The following is an 18,541-nucleotide window of genomic DNA, read 5'->3' as shown; positions in this document are numbered from 1 at the left end:
TAATCCTATTTGTCCATTTGGCATAGGTCGTGTTTGACCTATGCAATGACAAGCCTTTTGAACGCGAAAAAATCGCGAAGGGGGAGGCTATGGCCTAATTTTCCGATAGCACCTCAGCGCTTGTCATACTTGATGAAACTAAATTATGAACCAAAAATCAAACAACCCGCTACCCTTTGAGCTAGCATGTTATGAAATATACGACAATGGATACGATCCATTAAATACCATTCGGGAGTTCTGGTCCCAACATACAATAAATGACTGTCAGGAAAACCTTTGGGCACTATTTGAAAACTATAGAAAGAGTGAGGTGCATGAAGATATTGCTGGTGTAAAGCAGATGCATGCCTTTTTGATGAAGCTGTGCCGGGTGCTGATCGCTTATTTCCTGGTGCATTTTCGCAAGATCAAAATCGATGCGGTAGCATTTGCCTTTGCAGAATCTGCCGAAGTCATTACGGCCGATCTGGAAGCCAAGCAGAGGATCCATAGTTTCTTTAATAGAATTACTGAATAATACCTAATCCACAAGCAGATGATAAAAAGATCTAATCTATGCACTGCCTTATTGGATAAGGTAGTCAATATTCCAGTTATACAGATTACTTTACTTGTAATCTTATTCATACTAGTTTCTATGTTTAGTTTATCGGCTCAGACGCCCCGCAAGGACAGCGGGGCCGATGGGCTAACCAAAATTAATCGGCTATATGTAGGTGATACGGTGCCGGATGAACTATGGAACGCAATGCTGCCCGTAGCAAACCATCCCGAGGGCAAAGAGTATATTCAACTCAAAGAGTACAAAGGCAAAAAGCTGATCTTGATAGATTGCTGGGCCACCACCTGTAAAAGCTGCCTAGAGGGTTTGCCAAAGATTCAAAAATTACAACATACTTATTCCGACGTTTCATTTTTACTCGCCACATTACAGCAGGATAGAGCTCCCCAGTACCTCAAAGACAATGGGTATACGCTGACGTCCTTTATCGACACCAGGGCGACGCTATTTCAATACTTTCCCTATACTTGGATTCCTTATTACATCTGGATCAGTGGGGGTAAGGTAGTCGCAACGACACAGGCAACCGAAGTGACCGATGAAAATATAGCCAAACTACTAAATGAAGGAATTGCGCCTACAAGAGTACGCCAAGATCGTGTGTCTTTCGACTTAAAGGACAATTTTTTGAATGATCCTTTGATCTTTCGTAAGCCCCAGTTGCAACATTCTTTTACGATAACAGGCTACCTACAGGATGTCCTTGCCCAGACAAACTATAAGATCGGAAAGGATGGTAAACCCAGCTTTTTTGGAACAACAAATGCCGGGCCGATAGATATCTATAAATCGGCCATTGCTATCGCCCGTCCTGATCTGCGTAAGGGCAATTGGTTTCTATTAGAGACAAAATGGCGCGACAAGCTTTTAAATGTAAGCACAGATCAATACCGCGCCGACAGCACTGCACATCTGTATGCTATACAGTTTTATTCTGCTGCTGCGGATAAAAGTGAACTGGCTAAAGATTTACTTCAAGAGCTCAACACCTTCTTCGGGCAAAAATATGGTATGGAAGGCCGTATTGAACAGCGTAGCCGTAAAGCTTATGTGATTCGAAAAGATGCATCGTCTCAGGGCTTGAAAATTCCTAAAAAGCTAACAAAAGAACTCCCGTTATATCAATTGGTCGATAGGCTTGATAATGAGAGTGAGCAGACGAATACGAGCATCCCATGGATCAACAAAACCGACGAATTTAAAAAAACAATAAAAATTCCGGATGATTGGCCAAATGATCTGAACAGTATCAATGCATTCTTGGTACCGCAAGGATATCGAGCAACATTGGAAACCTTGCCTATGGATGTATTTGTATTAGGTGATATTGCGAAAGGAGGTCGCCATGAATAGATGGATCGCATTTATCCTTATTATGGTAAGCTATATCAATTCGTTCGCACAGGGATCGAATGGTTTGCACATTCAATTGCTGAGCAAAGCTGATCAAAAACCTATTGCTGGTGCATCTGTAAATTCCCTAAAGGAATCTACCATTGTGACAAAGACGGATAGAGATGGAAAAAGCCATATCAATAAGATTACTTACCCCATATTGCTCCGCTTTAGCCACCTCAGTTATACGCCTAAAACTGTGCAATTTGACAGACCTGGCGAATATACGGTAGAATTGGAGTCTAACGTACAGGAACTGGAAGAGGCCGTTGTACAAACGGGTTATCAAGCAATTCCAAAAGAACGCGCTACTGGATCTTTTTCATTCCTGACAAATAGGGACCTCAACCGTAGACCTTCGGAAGGATTGGTTGATCGGCTGGAAGGCACCGTAAGTGGGTTAACGATTGATTCGCGCTTATCGGGCCGAAATGCACTGATGCTGCGCGGATATGCAACGATCAAGTCCGACAATACGCCTTTAATCATTTTGGATGGTGCTCCTTTTGAAGGTGACATCACGGCACTTGATCCGAACGCACTGGAATCCATTACTTTTTTGAAAGATGCAGCGGCGTCTTCTATATGGGGTGCCCGTGCGGGTAATGGCGTATTGGTAATAACGTCCAAATCGGCAAAACTGAACGAGGGCACTAAGGTAAACCTTAGCCTGAACAATACATGGGAAGCCGCTCCGGAGCGCTATTATTCTAAATTTTTGCTCAATAGCAGCGATTTTATCGGCTTTGAACAGTACCTCTATGATAATGGCTACTATAACGCTCAAAAAGCTAATGTAGGTTACCGGAAGTTTACGCCAGTAGTTGAATTGCTGCTCAAACGGGATAAAGGGCTGCTGAGCGCAGATGAAGTGTCAAATCAGATCGCGGGACTGGCACAGCAGGATGTCCGAAAGGATCTTGATCGTTATTACTTCGGCACAGGGTATAAACAGCAGTACAATGTTCAGATCAGCAATGGGAATGCAAGGGCGGCAAATTTGCTTTCCCTGACTTGGAATAAAGCCAATACTTCGGCTCACAGACAGAAAGACAGTAGGATACTGCTGCAGTTCAATTCGACATTCAAACCTGCGGAATGGTTGGATTTCAATCCGACCTTATCCTGGAATCTGGGCAACCAAAACAACCGACTACTGAATTATGCGGATTACATTTATCCTTATGCCCAGCTTGCAGATGAAAACGGAAATTATCTGCCTGTTATACACGATTACAACGGGATATTTTTGGATGCACAAAAGCAAACGGGGCGATTAAATTGGGACTATAGTCCATTGGACGAAATGGACAAAAGACTGTTTGCCAATGAGCACAATGAGTTTATAGCCGGATTTAATTCCAATATACGGCTACGTTACGGACTCACGGCACAGCTCTTGTATAACTATCAGAATATAAACAATCTGCAGACCTTCAATTATGACCGCGATAGCTATTATGCGCGTAATTTGGTCAATAGCTTTGCCTATGAAAATAATGGTCAGCTGTTATTTCCAATTCGGGAAGGCGCAATACTGGATAAGTCCAGGAGCAAAACACAAGCACATCTGGGAAGGGCGCAACTGAATTATTCGGCGACCATCGGACTGTCGAACATCAATCTATTATTGGGAGCGGAAGTTAAACAGACGACTCTGGTAGGGGATAAGTCTACGGTGTATGGATTTGATCCCGAAACATTGACGTATCAGGATATGGACTTCAGTACACGTTTTACACGCTTTCCGATAAGTTCAAAATCCAATATTCCCTCAGGAATCGGCTTTACGGATCGTATCGATCGTTTTGTATCGTATTACTTCAACGGTAGCTATCTCTACAGGCAACGGTATCTGCTTTCCTTTAGTGCACGCAAGGATGCATCCAATCTTTTTGGTGTCAATACCAACCAACGTGCTGTTCCGCTCTGGTCTTCGGGACTGGCATGGACGGCTTCTGAGGAGCACTTTTGGCCAAAAGATTTTATCGTCGACTACCTCAAGCTACGGACGACCTTTGGTTACAGCGGAAATGTCAATAAATCGCTTACGCGGTACAGTACGGCTAGCTACGGTACATCCTTACTGACGGGGTTGCCTTCTGCACAGATCCAAACCCCACCCAATGAAGATCTGCGCTGGGAAAAAGTAAGCACAGTCAATATTGGTTTGGATCTCGCTACTAAAAACCGCATTGTCAGTGTTTCCTTTGATTATTATCAGAAGAAAGGCCGCGATCTGATCGGGGAGTCTGCCCTTGACCCGACGACTGGCTTCTTTGTCGGTCAGCGCTTTTCCTTTACAGGCAATACGGCCTCACTCAATACCGAAGGGATCGATCTGCGAATCGATGGCCGAAAGAACTTTGCTGCAGTCGAGTGGATGCCAAGCCTGCTGTTCAATTGGAACCGAAATAAGGTAATGAAATTCAGTGGTACAGCACCGAGCAGTTTATTGGCCTCATCATTTGCGGTTCCGGTGGAGGGTAAGCCCATGAGTCCATTATATTCAGTCCCCTGGGCGGGTTTAGATCCGGTAGATGGAAGCCCGCGTTTTTGGTATAAAGGCGAGATCAGCAAAGATTATACAGCCATCCGGTCCAAGATGACATTTGACGACCTGAACTATCACGGCTCAGCACTTCCTTTGTATACGGGGTCGTTTACAAATCGCTTGAGATACAAGTCTTTTGATCTTTCGTTTTCAATGCTTTATGCGTTTGGTGCTTGCCTCCGTAGACCAACGATTAATTATTCAACATTGGCGACAAATTGGTTTGGCCACGAGGATTATACCAAACGCTGGATCAAACCTGGTGACGAGCTGGAGACAGGTGTTCCAGCTATTCCAAAAGTGGCTGATCTGGACAAATGGAGCATTTTAAATAGCTACTCAAGTGTCCTCGTCGAAAAAGCCGATTATATCTTTTTGAAAGATGTACGATTGGGTATTGACTTCCGCACATTGAATAACACATGGCTTAACCAGTCATTTAAAAATGCTTCTTTCTTTGTGCTGGTCAATAATGTCGGGCAGCTTTGGGTGGCCAATAGCGCCAACATTGATCCCATGACAAATGAGAGTTATTTGGGAAGACCCCGATTGTGGTCTATAGGTATTAACGTAGGATTGTAACATACAATGAAAAGAATTATAGTACTATTGTTGGTCATCACGCTGGGCGGATGCACCAAAGATTTTCTATCGGTCAAATCGGACAAGAAACTTGTTATACCGAGCACATTGAAGGATTTTAGGGCTTTGATGGACCGGACAGAAACAATGAACGAAGCGCTACCTCATCTCGCTCATCTTTCTGCCGACGATTATTACTTGAGCAAAGAGGTTTACGACGGTCTTACAAGTTTGATCGAGCGTAATACTTATATCTGGAATAAAGATATCTATGAGGGTTCGCTAGACATTGTTTGGAGCAATTCCTACCAACAGATCTTCTACGCCAATAACGTGCTGGATGGTCTGGAAGTATTGGCTAGCAAAGAGGATGAAGCGTATTATCTAAAAGGAACAGCCTTATTCTTTAGAGCTTTTGGTTATTTTAATCTTTCGCAGATTTACTGCGACACGTATATGGTAGGTGCTGAAAATACAGGGCTTGGCCTTCCTTTGCGCCTGAAAAGTGACATCAATGAAAAGGTGGGGCGAAGCACGGTCGGACAGACCTATGCACAGATGGAAAAAGACCTAAAGGATGCCATTGAGCTGCTACCAACAACCGTATCCGTCAAAACCAGACCAAGCAAATATGCCGCACAAGCTCTTTTGGCAAGGCTATATCTCATCATGGGGCGATATGGAGAATGTTTAGCATTATGCCAGTCTGTATCGCCAGCTTTTAAATTGATCGACTACACGAAAGTAAATACTTCCGTCGCTTATCCGATGACACAATTTAATGATGAAGTGATTTTTCACAGCATTATGTCTTATGTTTCCCATAAAGATTCAAAAGCCTTGGTCGATACCAACCTTATGCGAACCTATGCGGATGATGATTTAAGATTGAAGACTTTTTTTGCTCCTAGGGGAGAGAATGCAGCTTTTATCGGTAATTATTCCGGCTCTTTATCCTTGTTTAATGGACTGGCTATTGATGAGGTCTATCTTATGGCGATGGAGTGTTTAACACGAACAAATAAACTCGATGAAGCGAAATCTCTTTATCAGACATTTATGGCATCAAGGCTTCGTGATCATCGAATTGTGGCATTAAAGGAAAGTATCACACAAGCTGAGTTGTTGAATATTGTCTTACTTGAAAGGAGGAAAAGCTTACTCTATCGTGGGCTTCGATTTTCAGATATACGGAGACTGAACCGAAATGAAAAGGCGGAAATAACAATGATGAGGGTGCTTGGTGATAAAAAGATAGCGATCAAGCCCAATTCACCGAATTATATCCTGCCCATTCCAGATAATGTGATTGACCTGTCGGGGATCGAGCAAAATCTACGCGAGTAACTTCATCAATAGGGAGAACTTTGCTTTAAATCAAAAGGGTGGCTGTCTCGAATTGAAACAGCCACCCTTTCTTTTTAATAAGCAGTGAATTTACAAGGTTTTGGTACGATAGTCAGTATAACTTGACTCGTGACCCGAAATTACAACACGTTGTCCTAATGAGTTAAATTCAGTATCCTCATCTTTATATCTACGAGCACAATCTGGATTCTCAAGTTTTGGACAATTCGGATCAGGCTGTTCAATTTCCTGTCCCGGCTGACCTCCGGTCATTTCAAACCAGTATTCTTCGCTTGCAGTTTGCTTTTTAATTGTGTTTGCAGACATTAACGATACTGTTGTCAATCCTGCTGCTATGCCTAATCCGAGAATAGGCAATACATTTGTTTTGATGATTTTAAAGATGTTCATAATCTTCGATTTAAAATGTGATATTAAAATTTGTTATTCTGTTTATGTCTTTTGGCAGACGCGCCCTTCTTGCTGACAACCTAGCATCAGCGTTTCCGATGTGTAAGCTGTCATTTTCCCTTATTTTGCCCATGGAAAAGGCTGTCTATATGCTTTGCAAATGATCTATAGCTCAATCGTGGAATAGTATTGGCTATTTTTGTACGATATGGAATACTATATTTATCATGTACAACAGGTCTTAGTCGAATCCAACGTTCTATGATAGAGGACCAAACGCAGATCAATGTGAGGTAAATATTTAATATAAAATGTGATTTCCAGCTAATCTGAACAATCAGTCCACAACTACAAGGTAGCTCGTCGCTCCATACATAAAGCAAAGCTAGCCCCACATAGCTGGTGAAAGCCAGCATCATTAGCGATGATAGCACCAAGCCAATTAATCGCGTCGATTTAATCCCGATTAATACTGCTGCCATGATCTCACTTGTTGGTATCAAATAAGCCAATACGATGGCTAGTGGCCTTGGCAGTGGCTGGCGGAGCATTGCATCCATATTGCCACTGAAATCAGAAAATTTATTGTATGCCACAAAGATCCAAAGGCCCATCATAAATGAGCCATAAAACGTCACAGCAATATCCCGCCAATGTGTTAAGCAAAAATGGACCACGATCTGTGAAAGTCTCAAAATAAATTGAATCATCCATTTTAAAAAGATCGTGATCCTTCGTTCGGAATAGTTATTGGGAACAATATGTCTTGGTGTATTTTGCATTTCCTTACTTACATTGTAAATCAAAGTTCGGTACTAAAAAGCAGCCGGACTTGGCCGAATCTGGAGAGTAGTATATACAGGCTTAGCGATCGTCTTGGGTATACCGCTTAAAAAACTCCGTTGCGGTCATGCCCGTTTTCTTTTTAAAAAAGCGTGCAAAACTGCTTGGTGACGCATAGCCCAGTTCATAGGCGATTGCATCGGTAGGCATACCGTCTACAATATATTCCTTGGCGAGATCCAGCATAAATTCTACCTTCAGCTCTTGGGGACTCTGTCCATAATAAAGTTGGATAAGCTGATGCAGATAGTCCATACTGATCCCGAGCTGCCAGGCAATATCTTCCAGTTTAAAATCCTGCCCATGCTCGGTTACTGCCTGCTTAATGGCTGCATGGGCTTCTTTGGCTTTTAACTGGGATTCCGAAATCTTTTCATATTCTTCAAAGATCTTTTCCTTCGATAGCTGGATCAGTTTCTTGATACCCCAGAGGATATTGACCTCACTGTCGAGGTCGCCTTTCTTGATTTTTGACGCAAGGGTTTTTAGCAATGAAATAGTCCTGATGCCAGCACGGAAATCGATGCTGCACCACGAATTCGGATCGTGTTTTCGATAGGCATGGAGCAAGGGGTGAAGAAACTGGAAGGGACGCTCGTTGCCATCGCGGAAAATGCTGCCGCGCAAATAAAAGTTAACGAGGGTATAACTTCCGGCAGGGAAGTGGATTTCATAGTCACTTTTGGTTAAGTAGAAGTAGCGGCCGCGATTGCAAGAGATGCTGTAACTGATGCGCTTCTGGACATCCCTGATCTGAATAGCACGATCTTCTGTGAAGAGATAAAAGATATGCAGGTCTGAACGTGTCACTTGCATCGGAATGACAATATCGGCGGATAGCTGCAGATCCAATATATTGATGTAGCCGAGCATGCCGTCAAACTGTTGTAGACAGGCCTCGCTATGTTGATTTTCGTAATGTTGATAGTCCGCATTGGGCATGCTTATGCTTGGCTTGAGCGTATCAGTTCTAGGACTGATTGGTTGGCCAAATACCGCTGCGATATCGATTTTTAAAGCTGTTTTCATAATGGATTATAGGTCAATAATTTCCCCCCGGCCAGGATTTCGGAATGATCGGGGGAAATGGTTTTTGGATAACGTAGGGTTGGATTACTGCTGCGGACCGGTGTAGGATATCCGGATAAACAGGGGAGTGAACGCCAGCCGCACCGCAGTATCCTGCCATTCATCGAGGCCGTGAACCATGAGCTCCTTAAATTCTGGATCATCATCATCACCCTTGTCGTCTTTTTGAAATTGAAGTATGTTGCCCTGCATGAGATAATTGCTTATCGCAGCGCCAAGTTGTTTCCGAAACCCATGGGGAAATTCGTAGAGCTGCTGCACCTGATGGGCTTTCAGATTAAAATTGTGTTCCATCCAAACTGCAAAATCGCCTTTAAGAAGTTGCATCTCTAGCGCGCGCTCTGCTAAGGGTAGCGCAAGAAGCGTGGCTACTTTTTGCGTCACACCTGCATTGTCAAAGTTCTCTTTCATACAAATTGTGTTTTTGCAAATATTTATTCAAATAGATCAAATTAGCAACCCACATGTCCTAACCTCCCGGATTTTGGAGGATAATCTTCTTTTGGACGATTGAATTTTGCTTAATATTTGATTTTATTTAGTAAATTGGATCTGTAAACCAGTTTAAACCTGAGCCATTTAAGAGAGCTTGACATAGCATATGAAAGTATTAAAACTAACGGTGGAGAGTTTACTCATCTCCATGCTTTTTAATTTAATCGGAAATCACGGTATTTATCTGAATCGATTTTGGACACAGACCTATTGGATGTGGACAGTGGCATTTGCAATTGCGATTGGTGTTGCGGTCGTGTTCACGCAGATGTTTCTTAAAGGCTTTTGGACTTATTGGCAGAAGCGGTACCCTGATCTGATACTCATGAGCAAGGGGAGGGTCATGACCAAGAGTATACCCAAAGGTCAGCTCTGCTGTGCAATTCTTGTTACAACTATATCGATTCTATCGATTTATCTCTTCATTATCTATTGTTTCGCTAGTATGCGCAGCGAAGATACGTACAGCTTGTTAAGAAGCTATCTGCTGCATTATATGCCTTTTATTGGTCTAGGCTTTATAGCCTATGTGATCTATGTTTTTCGTAACGGCAAATTATGGTGGCTAACAACTGAAAATGTGATGGCTTTGTTAGGGAAAGAGGTCATGTCGCAGGAAAACACAACAGATAGAGCGGGAACTATAGCACCTCCAAGTGCATTGGATAGGATTATCGTAATCGGATCACTCTATGATGTGCTGTATAACGATTCGCCATTCAATTTAAATACCTTGCAGATGGATGCTGTACGTATGTTTGATGTTCCCTTTTATTTTTCCCAAAAAAGAAAAAAGGAAGTCGTCCTGATCAATGGTACCCGGCTAGAGGCCCATCATTTTGTGCAGGAGCTAGAAAGGTTGGGGCTTGATAAATGGTATTTTCGCATCAATAAAACCTGTAGGGTAAATATGATGCTCGTCCGTCAACCGATATTGCCAAATGCCACTTTTCTGGAGTTCCGAAAGGAAGTGTTTGACAGCCTCAAGTTGAATATGACGGAATTGGAGATCAGCAACCTGCTGCAGATCACCGAATGGATGCGCAAAGAAAAAAAGCTAAAGGATTTTTTGGATAACGTCAATAACCTAGAGCATGAGGGATGGGATAACCTTATTCGGCTCAATTGAATCATCCCATTTTATAAACTTAGATAGACCGAGCGCAGTAGACAACAGGTCTGCTGCTGAGCTGGATTTCGGCGGTTAGTCGAGCTAACCTTACCCGTTTATGTTTTTTGTAAAAGGATCTCCTGATCAACAGGAGATCACGCCTCGTTTTGTGTCCAATGCGACAGCTATTCACCTAAAAATCCACTATTCTTTTCAATTAAAACCAAGCGTCGAATATACACCCTTAGAGGCCAAGCCGGACCGTATCCTCGACCTGCTGCAGGAACAGCAGTATATGGAGCTCCACAAGCTGACCGGTACGATGACCATCCACGAAGTCGCCTATTTTTTGAGCAAAAGTGTGCGTACCATCGAGCGCCGTATCGCCAAAGGCCTGCTCAAAGCCACCTATAAAGAGGGCAATGCGGATCTCTTTCTCAAGAAAGATGTGGTGCAGCTGTATGTGACCGAATATAAAAAATGGCCGCGGCAAATGCCTTAAATCCCTATACTGTTCGTACCTGCTTCGTATTACCTTCGGAGATGAACTAAAGAGCAGCCGCTGTTGAACCACTGCTGAACAGTATTTCCCTGTTCGGAGACTGGTGAAGGTCTGTTCAGTAGCTGTACAAGATCTATTGCTGATCCGAAGCAGGTACGAAGCTTGTACGAAGCAAAGGGCTAAGACTGCCGCTCAAGTGCGTAGTTTTTGAAGTACCAGACGACGGTGCGCATGGAATATGTCCGATTGCAGGGGCTTGTTTTATAGTGGCTATCGTATAGTCTCCGACAGGTCTCCGGCAAAAGCCGGGCTACCGCCGACGAGTCTCCGCCAAGCTGCTTTGTGCTATTGACAAGGGGCTATGTGATGTAGTATGTTTGTCGAAGTAAAGCAATACATACCGGTATAAATGAAAGCTTTATGGGGTTTAACTTTTTAAAAAAATAACAACATGGCAACAATCAACAATGGTGTAATCGGAAGAGCAAGTGGTAAAGTGGGCGCGGTGATCGCTTCGTCCTGGAAATCCATCAACTACCTCAAAGGCCTACCCAAAAAGCGGACGAAAGGGATGTCCGAAGAACAGCTGATCCAACAGGACCGTTTTCTGAAAATATCTAAATTTCTGATGCCGATCACGCCGATCCTGCAGGTCGGATTTGGGCTCTCCAAAACCGAAAAGATGACGCCCACAAACGTGGCACTGCAGCTCAATATCGCACAGGCGGTAAGCGGTACTTATCCAAACTTTAGCTTGGATTACAGCAAGATCGAAATCAGTACGGGCTCTTACCTCAACGGCGGCGGCATGGAGGCTGCTGTGGATAATGGAATTCTTTCTATCTACTGGGATACCATCCTCAACAGCCTGTACAAGACCAAGGCCGATGATCAGGTCATTATCTTGGTCTATTCGCCTGAAAAGGATGAATTTATGACGGCACCTACACCGCCCACCCGTGCCGCCGGTACGATAGACATCCAGATTCCGGCCCACCTGCTCGGTGGCAAGGGGCATGTCTGGATCTTCTTTACCGACCGCAAGGCCGAAAAGGTATCCAAAAGTACCTATTTGGGCGAATTTGACCTGGCTTAGCCGCTAAAGGATTAATTGAACGGGAGGAGCATGTGGCTCCTCCTGATTTTTGAACACAAAACGATAAGACATGCTGGTGATTTCTGAGTTTAAAAAGCAGGTTACAGATCCGACACGTAGGGAGGCTGCGCAGGAACGCTTTCGGCTGGCACGCCGGTTTTTAAATCCGCTGTACCCGCTCATCCGCAAAGGTTTTGCCCACAGCAAGTGCACGGTGCAGGCGGCTTTTGGCCGCGCCATGTCACATACGCTGACGAACGTGATACAGGGGGAATATCCGGATTTTGAGGTGGTGCCCGCCCTTGCCAAAATCAGCAATGGCATGCTGTCTCCGCTCGCGGTGAATACCTGTGTACGCGGGTCCAATACGATACAGCTGAGCTGGGATGTAACCGAATCCAACATCAAAGATTATAACCAATGGGATGACCAGGTCATACTCTGTGCTTATGATATTATTGGCGAGCAGGCTGCGATCAATGAACAACAGGTGCTGCGGAAGGATCTCCAGATGACGATCGAGCTGCCATCCATCCTGCATGATCGGCCGGTGCACCTGTACCTGTTCCTACATGATCGTGATGAAAACCTGTATTCCAGAAGTCAGTACCTCGGTCTTTTCTAATGAATAGCTAGCGTATGAAATCAACGATAAAAGTTCTCCGCACAAAACAGGGCAAGCATAGCACGTTGTCCGAGATCTACCTGAACAATCAATTTGTCTGCTACGGCCTGGAGAATATTCCGCGTCCCGTGAAAATAAGGGGCGAAACCGCCATACCGGCCGGGCATTACCCACTGGGTTTTAACCGCGACGGGGCAATGAATGGCCGTTACTACGACGCTTACCCAAAAATGCACCGCGGTATGCTGGAAATAGGGGATATACCCAACTTTAGCTATGTCTACTTCCATAAAGGAAACAGCTACAAAGAGACCGCCGGCTGCGTGCTAGTGGGTACTCAGTATGTACTGGAAGAGGGTGATTATCGCCTGCTAGCCTCGGGTGTCGCCTATAAAAAGTTCTATCCGCTAGTGGTCGAGCTGATGATGCAGGAGCTGGTCGAAGTACAGGTCGAATGAGTAGAGGTTCCTGTTAAATAATTGATCATCCTTAAAAAAGTATTCATGAAAAAGATCTTCAATAAAATAGGACAGGTGCTGCAGCTGCTGTTGGCGGCTCCTGTTAAACTGCCGGCTAAGGTGGGGAATGTATTAAAATACCTGGCCTTGGGGCTTGGTATTGTAGAAACGGTATTGGATGAGGCTAAGTCACAGTCCGAGGAAGACGATAAGGATCCTTCGGCGGGCGTCAGGGAGAATAGATCCATTAAAAATGGAACCGAAGATACCGTAGAAAGGAGCGCGATGGATGAAAGTGAATGATATCCGCGTCTCGGCCATCGGCGGTACCATCTGTTCCATTTGGGCCAGCATCTCGCTGGGGGATGTATTGCAGACCGCCCTGACGGCTGCACTGGGTACCCTGGTCAGTTTCGCCACAAGTAGGCTACTGGCCAAACTGGCTAAACGGAAAAGATGAGTAGAACAACAAGGCGCACAGGACAGTGCGCCTTATTTGTAAAGCCAAATCTTTACTTTTTATCTTTTTTTAATTTCCGAAAACAACCTATCGACATCTTTCTTGGCGAATAGCCCAGTTCCCTCCGCCATCGTCGTGGCCGAGCCACAGGCGATTCCCATTTGAAGGACATGCTCCAGATCTCCCTGTTGGGCTAAGACAGAAACCATTCCAGCAACCATACTATCGCCAGCGCCGACCGTACTGCGTACCTTGACCAGTGGGGAAGGTAGCTGGATTCTTTCTGTTTCTGAATACAATATAGCGCCCTGGGCACCCAGAGAGACCACGATTAGCGTAGCCTTCCCCTGCGAAATTAGCTGCTGGGCGGCCATATCCAGATCGGAATGCCCCAACTCTTCTTTTCCCACAAGCGCAGCAAGCTCTCCGGCATTCGGTTTGATCAAAAAGACACCTTCTTCCAATGCAAGGCGAAGTGCATTGCCAGATGTATCAATAACTATTTTACTGCCCTTCGTTTTGTACTTGTTGATCAATGATCGTATAAATTCGGGCGGTACCCCAGTCGGAATACTACCGCTGATAACGACAAAATCCGGGATATCCCTGAGTTCCTCAATCGAAGTCCTGATCCTCTCCAGCTGGTTGGATTCAAACTGTTCGCCTGGAAAACCGAACCGATATTGCTGATTGGTGGAGCTGTCGACCACGATAAAATTTTCGCGGGTCTCGCCATTCACCCGGATAGGATCTATAGCAATATCTTCCAGCTTCAACAAGCTTTCGAGCATACCGCCCGTCTTTCCCCCGGATGTAAAAAGAGCTGTTGAAGCCAGACCAAGTCTTTTCAGGGCACGAGATACGTTGATTCCTCCGCCACCAGGCTGGTATATAGGTTTTTCACAGCGTAATTTCTTTTCAGGAACGATATGTTGTACGCTCGTACTCTTGTCTACGGATGGATTCAGGGTGATTGTTAAAATAGATTTTGCCATTTGTTTACGTTATAACTGTAGTATATTCACTTTACTGCCTTCTGAATACTACCAATTATATAAAAAATAGTTGATATTATATAACCTATAATGGATTATAAATCAGAACTTTGTTTATACTATTCGATCACTTCGAAGGTTTAGCCATCCTAACACAAATTCGGAGATAGGGGTGGGTGGATGTCGAAATTTTAAACAAAAAATTAGATATCATGAAAGCGGTTAAGTATTTCGTAGTTATTTTTTTCTCTATTTTTTGCACTGCGATCTGCGCACAGAATGTCAACATAGGTGCAGAAATTACAGCAGCGCTAGAGAACAACACATATCTTTCCAAGCTGAATTATCCAAAATCGGTTTTCAGGTTCTATACGGATAATTATTCAGGATATCATTGGACAGATAGTCGGCAAAGGCAAGAACAATCGAAAATAGCGCTTTTACTGCTGACGAAGGCTGATCATTATGGACTGTCACTGTCCGATTACCATCTAGAAGCACTTTCTTTGGAAAAATTAGAACAATGGGCAGATTTTCCCTCCGAAAAAAATCAGAAGGAAAGAACACTCTTTGATATACTGCTCACAGATGGCCTAATTACCTTTATTAATGACCTTCACTTTGGAAAATATAATCCATTATACCAAAAAACTCAGATTGATACCAGCAGGATCAATGGATTTTGTGCAGATGAAATATTATCGACAGCGCGAATGCACACGGATTTCCAAGGAGCAATACTTAAGGCCCAGCCTAGTTTAAAAGCCTATAGTGATCTTCAGACTTATCTAGATCGTTCACACACGGCAAATGATCGTATTGTTTCTCCGACCGAACTGGTGAAGATCATCATAAATATGGAACGCCTGAGATGGATCAATACGCAAAGTGCCTACTATATTATGGTCAATATCCCTTCATATACATTGGAGCTACATCAGGGCGACGAGATGTTCGGCTTTAAGGTTGTGGTAGGAAAGTCAACAACAAAAACACCTGTTTTGGAAAGTGAAATCAGTTATTTTTCAACGGCACCAGACTGGCGAGTTCCGCAAAGTATTTTCCGTAAGGAAATGCTACCCGAAATGATGAAAGATAGGAGCTACCTAGCTGATCATAATTATTCGATCTATGACGGATCGGGCAATAAAGTCACCGTGAATGCATCAACATTAAGGCAGATCAATGAAAATCCTTATAACTATAGTATAACGCAATCCTCGGGTCAGGAAAATGCGTTGGGCGCTGTTGTCTTTAGATTTGAAAATCCCTATGCCGTATACCTGCATGATACCGCTCAGAAACAATTTTTTGATCGCGAGAAAAGGGCGCTCAGCCATGGCTGTGTACGTGTGGAAAATGCGGATCGTCTTGCCGCCATGCTATTGGCTTACGATGGTTCAGAATATAAAGTTTCAGAGCTGGAAAACGCAATACTATCTTACGAAAAGAGAGATTTTGTGCTGAGTGAGCCCGTGCCTATTATAATTACATACCTGACCTGCCTTATAGAAAACGGAAAGCTTATTTTGTACACAGATATTTACCAATTTGACAGATCGCTGGAAGGCAAATTTAATCAAAATAGATAACGGAATGAGGACAGCATAACATCGCAGCTTATATGAGCTATGTCTAAAATAAAAAGATTACTGCATAGTCAAAAATAATAATGATCGTCGTAAAAGATTGCAGTGATCATGATCTGAAAATTTTTATAGATCTAAATTTAAGGTATCAAATCATAAAACAAACTCATTATGAAAACCACAGAAACCCCCGATCAACCAGTTCAATCTTCACTTGTATCGCAGATAGAAGATTTTTGGAGTGAAAACGAACTCACAGATGCACTGGAAAAAATGCAGCCAACGATAAATATCATTGAAAAGAGTGGTGTTTATAAACTAAGAGTTTCAGCCCCCGGATTTAAAAAAAGAGATTTTAGGGTGGCAGTCGAGGATCGGTCACTGATTATTAGTGCGGAGCACAATGTTGAGAAAAAAGAAGAAAACGAAAATTATGTAAGGAAAGAATTCTTCGCGAATTCATTCTCCCGTAGCTTCCGCTTACCAGATAATGCTACCCTGGATCGCATAAAAGCCACTTATAAAGACGGATTGCTAAACATTACCATTAATAAAGCTAATGCGGAGGAACCAGAGATAAAAGACATCAAAATCCGATGAATTAAACTGATTGATATAGAAACACATGAGTATTTATTCTTTTAAGGTACCTATTTTCTGATTTTTTGGAATATCTTAAAATATTGGAGAAGGGTACCAAAAGTTAGTCGATGTTTGTCTCATAAATATTTTGAAACAAATTGCCAGGCAAACATGTTTGTTTTATAGCTACTTTGTTTTTGTGATAGATAATTTAGCCTATTTATTATTTGTCCTATTGGACCAACAGACATGAAGATTATCATTCAAAATATGGTGAGCCGTCGTTGTAAAATGATGGTAAAATCCGAACTTGACAAATTGGGGATAGTCTATACATCAATTGAATTGGGCGAAGTCAGATTAGCACAGCCTATTTCTGAGAATATCAAACTAAAGCTCCAGGAAGCATTGCATCAATCGGGGCTGGAATTGCTCTACGACAAGAGAGCCGAATTGATCGAACGGATAATCAGTATTATTGTCGAAATGATCCATTATTCCAAAGAAGTCCCGGAAGTTAATTTTTCGACTTTATTGAGTGACAGGCTAAAAAAAAACTATCATTATCTGGCCGAGATATTCTCCAAAACAAAAGGGATCACGATCGAACATTTTATCATACTGCATAAAGTAGAAAAAATTAAGGAATTGATCCTTTATGGGGAATTGAACCTCACAGAAATATCATACCAGCTTCATTATTCGAGTGTATCGCATCTCTCCAGGCAGTTTAAGCAGGTCACGGGGCTGACACCTACATTTTTCAAAAAGCTTCCACTAAGAAAGCGAACAAACCTAGAAGATCTTTAATACTCCTCGGTCTACCTACCAATTATACAACAATCCATGCGAATTGTATAACCTATATTGTTTTATTAATCAGAACTTTATTAGGAAGCAATAATCTAGTTGTTTCGTAAATTTTAAGCTGATGAAAACAGATGCAGAATTGCAGAGAGATGTCGAGCGGGCAATCCAATGGGAACCCCAGTTGCATTTGGCGGAAATCGCTGTTACGGTTGATGAGGGAATTGTTTCTCTCGCTGGTTATGTGGACAGTTATGCAAAAAAACTGGAAGCTGAAAATGCCGCAAAAAGAGTTCATGGCGTGCGGGCATTGATTGAAAATATTGAAGTTCAATTTCCAACTAACTGGGCAAAAACGGATGCTGAAATCGCAAATGAGGTGTTGGCTTCTTTGCGGACTGCCTGGCTAGTTCCGAAAGACAAAATCGGGATTAAAATTGAAAATGGATGGGTCACATTGGATGGTGAACTGCAATGGAATTATCAACGGGAAGCGGCGAAAAATGCTGTAATTTACCTTATGGGTATCAAAGGAGTAACCAATAATATAAAGGTTAAATCCGATACGAACAGCGCGATTGAGAAAAAAGATATTGAAGATGCTTTAAAAAGAAGCGCTATTGACGGTAGTAATCTCCTTGTGATGGTTTCAGGCAGCACGGTAACCTTAAGTGGAAAAGTAAATTCCTGGTATCAAAAAGAAGAGGCAGAACGGATCGCATGGAACACCCCCGGTATATGGGAAGTGAATAATGAGCTTTCTATTGATTATGAATATGCCTTTAGTTAATAAGAGATTGTTTACAAGAACAATCCAATAGAAAAGAGCCACCATATATACATAATACTAAATGCAACTATATTTAAGAGCATCCGTAAGCGAGATGCTTTTAAGTATATTGTTCAACAACTGTTAACTTGATCTTTCATGCTATCCACTAGTGTTTTTGAACTACTTTACTAAAAGTGCGGCACTCATCCTATCTCTTGTCTACGATATTCTTTTATGATCGGTAAAGGAAACACCTCTAATGG

General features: G+C 42.9%; 19 protein-coding genes. 14 read left to right on the top strand and 5 right to left on the bottom strand.

Annotation, left to right across the window (positions count from 1 at the left end; translation table 11 throughout):
* Window positions 1–145: 145 nt before the first annotated feature.
* The 4 genes from A9970_RS07810 to A9970_RS07795 are packed head-to-tail and all read left to right on the top strand — an operon-like array spanning window position 146 to window position 6,443.
* Window positions 146–520 (top strand): hypothetical protein, encoded by a 375-nt coding sequence (locus A9970_RS07810; RefSeq protein ID WP_182981873.1) that lies wholly within the window; start codon window positions 146–148, stop codon window positions 518–520.
* 18 nt (window positions 521–538) lie between these two features.
* Window positions 539–1,918, top strand: a complete 1,380-nt coding sequence (locus tag A9970_RS07805) for a TlpA disulfide reductase family protein (RefSeq protein WP_182981872.1) — start codon at window positions 539–541, stop codon at window positions 1,916–1,918.
* Window positions 1,911–5,096 carry a SusC/RagA family TonB-linked outer membrane protein gene (locus A9970_RS07800; protein WP_182981871.1) on the top strand — a complete coding sequence of 1,062 codons (3,186 nt, stop codon included), beginning with the start codon at window positions 1,911–1,913 and terminating at the stop codon, window positions 5,094–5,096. The genes A9970_RS07805 and A9970_RS07800 overlap by 8 nt, the downstream gene beginning before the upstream one ends.
* Before the next feature lie 6 nt (window positions 5,097–5,102).
* Complete coding sequence (locus A9970_RS07795; RefSeq protein WP_182981870.1) at window positions 5,103–6,443, top strand: RagB/SusD family nutrient uptake outer membrane protein; 1,341 nt, start codon at window positions 5,103–5,105, stop codon at window positions 6,441–6,443.
* 90 nt (window positions 6,444–6,533) lie between these two features.
* On the opposite strand, the gene A9970_RS07790 is transcribed toward A9970_RS07795, so the two are convergent.
* The 4 genes from A9970_RS07790 to A9970_RS07775 form a co-directional block, all read right to left on the bottom strand.
* Window positions 6,534–6,854, bottom strand: coding sequence for a hypothetical protein (locus A9970_RS07790; protein ID WP_182981869.1), 321 nt, complete (start codon window positions 6,852–6,854; stop codon window positions 6,534–6,536).
* Between the two features lie 110 nt (window positions 6,855–6,964).
* Window positions 6,965–7,636, bottom strand: coding sequence for a MauE/DoxX family redox-associated membrane protein (locus A9970_RS07785; protein WP_182981868.1), 672 nt, complete (start codon window positions 7,634–7,636; stop codon window positions 6,965–6,967).
* A gap of 82 nt (window positions 7,637–7,718) precedes the next feature.
* Window positions 7,719–8,726: an AraC family transcriptional regulator gene (locus tag A9970_RS07780; RefSeq protein WP_182981867.1), complete on the bottom strand. Its 1,008-nt coding sequence runs from the start codon at window positions 8,724–8,726 to the stop codon at window positions 7,719–7,721.
* A gap of 84 nt (window positions 8,727–8,810) precedes the next feature.
* Window positions 8,811–9,197, bottom strand: coding sequence for a hypothetical protein (locus A9970_RS07775; protein ID WP_182981866.1), 387 nt, complete (start codon window positions 9,195–9,197; stop codon window positions 8,811–8,813).
* A gap of 190 nt (window positions 9,198–9,387) precedes the next feature.
* Between A9970_RS07775 and A9970_RS07770 the strand changes: the two genes are divergently transcribed.
* The 6 genes from A9970_RS07770 to A9970_RS07745 all read left to right on the top strand — a co-directional run bounded on the left by A9970_RS07770 (window position 9,388) and on the right by A9970_RS07745 (window position 13,376).
* On the top strand, window positions 9,388–10,410 hold the full coding sequence (locus A9970_RS07770) for a hypothetical protein (protein ID WP_182981865.1): 1,023 nt from the start codon (window positions 9,388–9,390) through the stop codon (window positions 10,408–10,410).
* 100 nt (window positions 10,411–10,510) lie between these two features.
* A complete protein-coding gene (locus A9970_RS07765; protein ID WP_182981864.1) occupies window positions 10,511–10,894 on the top strand; it encodes a hypothetical protein in 384 nt (127 codons plus the stop codon).
* Between the two features lie 451 nt (window positions 10,895–11,345).
* On the top strand, window positions 11,346–11,990 hold the full coding sequence (locus tag A9970_RS07760; RefSeq protein WP_070561184.1) for a DUF6266 family protein: 645 nt from the start codon (window positions 11,346–11,348) through the stop codon (window positions 11,988–11,990).
* Window positions 11,991–12,060: 70 nt separating this feature from the next.
* The gene (locus A9970_RS07755; RefSeq protein WP_182981863.1) at window positions 12,061–12,615 is read left to right on the top strand and encodes a DUF6266 family protein; all 555 of its coding nucleotides are present in this window, start codon (window positions 12,061–12,063) and stop codon (window positions 12,613–12,615) included.
* A gap of 14 nt (window positions 12,616–12,629) precedes the next feature.
* Window positions 12,630–13,073 (top strand): DUF5675 family protein, encoded by a 444-nt coding sequence (locus A9970_RS07750; RefSeq protein ID WP_182981862.1) that lies wholly within the window; start codon window positions 12,630–12,632, stop codon window positions 13,071–13,073.
* 45 nt (window positions 13,074–13,118) lie between these two features.
* On the top strand, window positions 13,119–13,376 hold the full coding sequence (locus A9970_RS07745) for a hypothetical protein (protein ID WP_182981861.1): 258 nt from the start codon (window positions 13,119–13,121) through the stop codon (window positions 13,374–13,376).
* Between the two features lie 216 nt (window positions 13,377–13,592).
* On the opposite strand, the gene A9970_RS07740 is transcribed toward A9970_RS07745, so the two are convergent.
* Window positions 13,593–14,528 carry a 1-phosphofructokinase family hexose kinase gene (locus A9970_RS07740; protein ID WP_182981860.1) on the bottom strand — a complete coding sequence of 312 codons (936 nt, stop codon included), beginning with the start codon at window positions 14,526–14,528 and terminating at the stop codon, window positions 13,593–13,595.
* 212 nt (window positions 14,529–14,740) lie between these two features.
* Between A9970_RS07740 and A9970_RS07735 the strand changes: the two genes are divergently transcribed.
* The 4 genes from A9970_RS07735 (at window position 14,741) to A9970_RS07720 (ending at window position 18,296) form a co-directional block, all read left to right on the top strand.
* A complete protein-coding gene (locus tag A9970_RS07735; protein WP_182981859.1) occupies window positions 14,741–16,120 on the top strand; it encodes a L,D-transpeptidase family protein in 1,380 nt (459 codons plus the stop codon).
* A gap of 168 nt (window positions 16,121–16,288) precedes the next feature.
* The gene (locus A9970_RS07730; RefSeq protein ID WP_159726315.1) at window positions 16,289–16,717 is read left to right on the top strand and encodes an Hsp20/alpha crystallin family protein; all 429 of its coding nucleotides are present in this window, start codon (window positions 16,289–16,291) and stop codon (window positions 16,715–16,717) included.
* A 231-nt stretch (window positions 16,718–16,948) separates the two neighbouring features.
* Window positions 16,949–17,509: an AraC family transcriptional regulator gene (locus A9970_RS07725; RefSeq protein ID WP_182981858.1), complete on the top strand. Its 561-nt coding sequence runs from the start codon at window positions 16,949–16,951 to the stop codon at window positions 17,507–17,509.
* A 121-nt stretch (window positions 17,510–17,630) separates the two neighbouring features.
* The gene (locus A9970_RS07720; protein WP_159726319.1) at window positions 17,631–18,296 is read left to right on the top strand and encodes a BON domain-containing protein; all 666 of its coding nucleotides are present in this window, start codon (window positions 17,631–17,633) and stop codon (window positions 18,294–18,296) included.
* The last annotated feature ends 245 nt before the right edge of the window (window positions 18,297–18,541 follow it).

Source organism: Sphingobacterium sp. UME9, from assembly GCF_014170215.1.
Taxonomy (GTDB): Bacteria; Bacteroidota; Bacteroidia; order Sphingobacteriales; family Sphingobacteriaceae; genus Sphingobacterium; species Sphingobacterium paramultivorum.
The sequence above is the reverse complement of the archived record's forward strand: the minus strand, read 5'-3'. Positions and strand labels throughout refer to the sequence as shown.

Excerpts from the sequence above, each read along its gene's own strand:
- A9970_RS07810 (WP_182981873.1), top strand. The coding sequence starts at position 146 with ATGAACCAAAAATCAAACAACCCGCTACCCTTTGAGCTAGCATGTTAT.
- A9970_RS07805 (WP_182981872.1), top strand. The coding sequence starts at position 539 with ATGATAAAAAGATCTAATCTATGCACTGCCTTATTGGATAAGGTAGTC.
- A9970_RS07800 (WP_182981871.1), top strand. The coding sequence starts at position 1,911 with ATGAATAGATGGATCGCATTTATCCTTATTATGGTAAGCTATATCAAT.
- A9970_RS07795 (WP_182981870.1), top strand. The coding sequence starts at position 5,103 with ATGAAAAGAATTATAGTACTATTGTTGGTCATCACGCTGGGCGGATGC.
- A9970_RS07790 (WP_182981869.1), bottom strand. The coding sequence starts at position 6,854 with ATGAACATCTTTAAAATCATCAAAACAAATGTATTGCCTATTCTCGGA.
- A9970_RS07785 (WP_182981868.1), bottom strand. The coding sequence starts at position 7,636 with ATGCAAAATACACCAAGACATATTGTTCCCAATAACTATTCCGAACGA.
- A9970_RS07780 (WP_182981867.1), bottom strand. The coding sequence starts at position 8,726 with ATGAAAACAGCTTTAAAAATCGATATCGCAGCGGTATTTGGCCAACCA.
- A9970_RS07775 (WP_182981866.1), bottom strand. The coding sequence starts at position 9,197 with ATGAAAGAGAACTTTGACAATGCAGGTGTGACGCAAAAAGTAGCCACG.
- A9970_RS07770 (WP_182981865.1), top strand. The coding sequence starts at position 9,388 with ATGAAAGTATTAAAACTAACGGTGGAGAGTTTACTCATCTCCATGCTT.
- A9970_RS07765 (WP_182981864.1), top strand. The coding sequence starts at position 10,511 with ATGTTTTTTGTAAAAGGATCTCCTGATCAACAGGAGATCACGCCTCGT.
- A9970_RS07760 (WP_070561184.1), top strand. The coding sequence starts at position 11,346 with ATGGCAACAATCAACAATGGTGTAATCGGAAGAGCAAGTGGTAAAGTG.
- A9970_RS07755 (WP_182981863.1), top strand. The coding sequence starts at position 12,061 with ATGCTGGTGATTTCTGAGTTTAAAAAGCAGGTTACAGATCCGACACGT.
- A9970_RS07750 (WP_182981862.1), top strand. The coding sequence starts at position 12,630 with ATGAAATCAACGATAAAAGTTCTCCGCACAAAACAGGGCAAGCATAGC.
- A9970_RS07745 (WP_182981861.1), top strand. The coding sequence starts at position 13,119 with ATGAAAAAGATCTTCAATAAAATAGGACAGGTGCTGCAGCTGCTGTTG.
- A9970_RS07740 (WP_182981860.1), bottom strand. The coding sequence starts at position 14,528 with ATGGCAAAATCTATTTTAACAATCACCCTGAATCCATCCGTAGACAAG.
- A9970_RS07735 (WP_182981859.1), top strand. The coding sequence starts at position 14,741 with ATGAAAGCGGTTAAGTATTTCGTAGTTATTTTTTTCTCTATTTTTTGC.
- A9970_RS07730 (WP_159726315.1), top strand. The coding sequence starts at position 16,289 with ATGAAAACCACAGAAACCCCCGATCAACCAGTTCAATCTTCACTTGTA.
- A9970_RS07725 (WP_182981858.1), top strand. The coding sequence starts at position 16,949 with ATGAAGATTATCATTCAAAATATGGTGAGCCGTCGTTGTAAAATGATG.
- A9970_RS07720 (WP_159726319.1), top strand. The coding sequence starts at position 17,631 with ATGAAAACAGATGCAGAATTGCAGAGAGATGTCGAGCGGGCAATCCAA.